This is a genomic window from Inquilinus sp. (genome assembly GCF_057815775.1).
This window is the reverse complement of sequence record NZ_JBYRFX010000524.1, coordinates 1-3,205: the sequence shown is the minus strand read 5'-3', so window position 1 is coordinate 3,205 and position 3,205 is coordinate 1. Positions and strand designations below refer to the sequence as shown.

The window sequence follows — 3,205 nt, the reverse complement described above, 5'->3', positions numbered from 1 at the left end:
GCCAGCAGCTGGTCCAGCTTCGGGTCGAAGAAGCGCTGCGCCGAGAACCGGGTCTTGCCCTTGTTGCGCGAGTTGAAGGCGTCGTCGATCTGGTAGTACGGCGTGGCGCCGACGTACCAGGAGTTCAGGGCCATGTCGAAGCTGCCATCCAGCAGCCCCTGGCGCCACACCGCACCCTCCGGCGTTGCCAGCTTCACGTCGATGCCGATCTCGTTCATGCCCTCGATCGCGATCTGGGCGGTGCTGATCCAGTCGGTCCAGCCATTCGGCACGATCAGGTCGAAGGACAGCTTCTCGCCATCCGGCGTGTCGCGGAAGCCGTCGCCGTCCTTGTCCTTGAAGCCGGCCTTGTCGAGCAGCGCCTTGGCCGCCTCCAGGTCATATTTGGTGAACTGGCCGTATTGGGTGCGGGCCTCCGGATTGGCCCAGCTTTCGAAGCGCTTGCCCAGCGTGCCGGGATCGTCGTTCAGCGTGGGGTAGCCATAGCCGGCGACATTGACCATGGCATCGCGGTCCATCGCCATGCTGACGGCGCGGCGGAAATCGACATTGTCGAAGGCCTTGCGATGGGCCGGGTTCGGGCTCTCGAAATTCATGATCACCGCGACCAGGCTGCCCGGCGGGAACCAGTAGCCGTGATGGTCCTTGTCGCTGGCGACATAGGTCTTGTCGATGTCCGGCAGGAACGAGGCGAACCAGTCGAGGTCACCGGCATTGGCGGCGGCCAGCGCCTGGTCGTTGTTGCCGATCTGCGGGAAGCGCAGGCAATCGACCTTCAGCGACGCCGCGTCCCAGTAATGCGGGTTGCGGCACTGCTCATAGACCTGGGTGGTGAAGCGGGTGACCTCGGTCATCGGTCCGGTGCCGACCGGGTTCTCATTCAGGTAGGTGACCGGGTCGGCGACATCCTTCCAGACGTGCTGCGGGATGATCGGCATCTCGATCAGCTTTTCCGGCCCCAGCGCGGTCGCAGTCTTGAAGGTGAACTTCACCTGGGTCGGGCTGGTCACCGTGACGTCGCTGATCACGTCCCAGATGCTGCTGAAGTCCAGCGCCGGGAATTTCTTGGCCAGGTCGAAGCTGAACTTGACGTCGTCGGCGGTGAAGGGCTGGCCGTCCGACCACAGCACGCCGTCGCGCAGGTCGAAGGTCACGCTCTTCAGGTCGTCGGCCAGGGTCATGGCCTTGGCCAGGCGGTAATAGGGCTTGTTGCCCTGCATCTTGTTGAGCACCACCAGCGGCTCATAGATGAAATCCATGGTGCTTTGGCGGTACGAGGTGCGGTTGAACGGGTTGAAGTTCCGCACCCAGCTGGTCTCTTCCTCGATATGGATCGACAGGACGGACTGGGCATAGGCGGCGGTGCCCGACGCGCCCAGCAGGGCGGCGGCAAGCAACAGGGCCGGTGCGCGATGCATCATCTGTTTGGCCTCCATGTTTATTGTTTGGTTGGGCCGCCGGCCCTGGTTGCGGGCCGGCGGGTCGGCAAAGTCAGACGGTCGATACAATCAAGCGGCGGCGAGCAGGCTTTCGACCTCGGCGTGCAGCGCCGGGATATCGGCCGCGGCCGCGCCCAGGCGGCGCTCCGCTGCATCCAGCCGGGCGATGGCGGCATCGTCCAGCGGCCGGGCCCGGGCGGCGGCGCGCTGCATCTCCGGCAGTTCGCCATGGCAGTGCAGGGCGATATCGCAGCCGCCGTCCAGCACCTGGGCGACGCGGTCATGCACCTCGCCCTGCAGCGAATTCATGAACACGCAGTCGGAGATCAGCACGCCGTCGAAGCCCAGGCGGCGGCGGATCACCTCCTGGGTGATGACCGGCGAGACCGAGGCCGGGCGGTCGGGGTCGAAGGCGCTGTAGACGACGTGGCTGACCATCGCCCAGGGCGTGTCCTTCAGCGCGGCGAAGGGCAGGAAGTCGGTGGCATCCAGCGTCGCGGCATCGGCCTCGACCACCGGCCGGGTCTTGTGGCTGTCCTCGGTGGCGCGGCCATGGCCGGGGATGTGCTTCATCACGGGCATCAGCCCGACCTCGAGGAAGCCGTCCACCACCTCGCGGCCCAGCGCGGTCACGATCTGCGGGTCCTCGCCGAAGGCGCGCTCGCCGATCACCGCGTCGGCGCCGGGCATCAGCAGGTCAAGCACCGGGGAGCAGGCGCTGTTCAGACCGCAATCCCGCATCATCCGCCCCATGGCGATCGACGACAGGCGCACGGCGCGCTTGGCGGCCTCCAAATCCTTCTCCGCCAGCCGGCCGAAGGAGCGGAAGCTGCGGAACATCGGCCAGGCGCCGGAATCGAGGTGGGAGACGCGGCCGCCCTCCTGGTCGGTCAGCACGGGCGCGTCGGGCCGGCCCACCGCCTCGCGGAAGGCGGCGCACAGCGTGCGCAGCTGGGCCGGGTCCTTCATGTTGCGGCGGCCGAGGAACAGGCCGTAGGGGTTCGCCTCGCGGAAGAAAGCCAGCTCGTCGGCCGACAGCGACGGGCGCTGGATGCCGAGGACGAGCGCGAGCGGCCTGGACGCAGAAGCTGCGGTCACGTCTGAAAACCTCCCATGTGCGGTGGGGGCGGGCCAGATCTGCCGCCGGCCGTCCCCGGATCATACGGTACTGCGGAACGTGTTACGCCTCGGGGCGTATCATGCCGTGGTATAGACCACCAGTGGAACCCGGAATCTGAATCGCGCCGACGATTTTTTCATAGAAGGCGATCGGGCCGGCGTCGCCGATGATGGCGTAGACGTGGCCCTGGTGATGCATGGTCGCCAGCGTCTCGCGCAGCAGGGCCTCACCGATGCCCTTGCCGCGCTGGTCCGGATCGACCGCGGTCGGGCCGAAGAAGCCGCGGGCCGTGGCGTCGTAGCAGGCGAAGCCCAGCAGCACGCCGTCCTTGACCGCGACCAGGCAGCCGATCGGCTGGTGCGCGAAGGCGACCTCGACCTCGCTGGCCCAGCCCTGGCTGAAATGCTTGGCCACCCAATCGGTGACCGGCCGCTTCTCCGGGCCGATGGCGGGCCGGATGGTGACGCCGGCCGCGTCCATCGCGGCGCGCGACGCCGTCGGCGCCTCCAATGCGTACAGCTTGACCAGAAGATCGGTCATATCCCCTCCCTTATTCCACAATTACGATACGTGTACCGTTATTGCGTTCCAACAGCTAAGGCCTGGAACGCCGCCGCGTCAATATGGAAGGCGGGGAGGGGTGGGA

General features: G+C 66.8%; 3 protein-coding genes. All 3 read right to left on the bottom strand.

Translation table 11 applies throughout. The features are described from left to right. On the bottom strand, positions 1-1,421 hold a 1,421-nt coding region (locus AC3XYG_RS18270; RefSeq protein WP_489141281.1), incomplete at its 3' end, for an ABC transporter substrate-binding protein. Positions 1,422-1,508: 87 nt separating this feature from the next. Then, the gene (locus AC3XYG_RS18265) at positions 1,509-2,537 is read right to left on the bottom strand and encodes a glycoside hydrolase family 3 N-terminal domain-containing protein (RefSeq protein WP_489141280.1); all 1,029 of its coding nucleotides are present in this window, start codon (positions 2,535-2,537) and stop codon (positions 1,509-1,511) included. An 82-nt stretch (positions 2,538-2,619) separates the two neighbouring features. Continuing rightward, a complete protein-coding gene (locus AC3XYG_RS18260; protein WP_489141279.1) occupies positions 2,620-3,099 on the bottom strand; it encodes a GNAT family N-acetyltransferase in 480 nt (159 codons plus the stop codon). Positions 3,100-3,205 lie beyond the last annotated feature (106 nt).

Coding starts and splice junctions, on each gene's coding strand:
- AC3XYG_RS18260 (WP_489141279.1), bottom strand. CDS start 3,099: ATGACCGATCTTCTGGTCAAGCTGTACGCATTGGAGGCGCCGACGGCG.